Source organism: Janthinobacterium foliorum (assembly GCF_978021625.1).
This window is the reverse complement of sequence record NZ_CDXDQE010000113.1, coordinates 1-262: the sequence shown is the minus strand read 5'-3', so window position 1 is coordinate 262 and position 262 is coordinate 1. Positions and strand designations below refer to the sequence as shown.

Sequence of the window (262 nt, the reverse complement as noted above, 5' to 3'; positions counted from 1 at the left end):
GCACGACGATGCACAGCTCGCGGCTGCCCGTCTGCAGCGTGACCTGCTCGCCGGCCTGCAGACGGTGCGCGGCAAAACCCACGTGCGTCCAGCCGGCGGACGCGGGCGTCACTTCCACGATCTTGCCACCCGCCTTGTTCGCCTTCACCAGCAGCGGGCTCATGCCGCCTCCCGTTTCAAGCGCGGGATGGCGTCGACCAATTGCGCCAGGTAATCGTGGCCCATCTTCGCGTACTGATAGCTGGGGGCGACGGCCGGGTCC

1 protein-coding gene is annotated in these 262 nt (G+C 68.3%); it reads right to left on the bottom strand.

The genetic code is table 11. The features are described from left to right. Window positions 1-163 (bottom strand): 5-deoxy-glucuronate isomerase (locus ACZ92H_RS29760; protein WP_465052002.1); only part of this gene is annotated, 163 nt, incomplete at its 3' end. Between the last annotated feature and the right edge of the window lie 99 nt (window positions 164-262).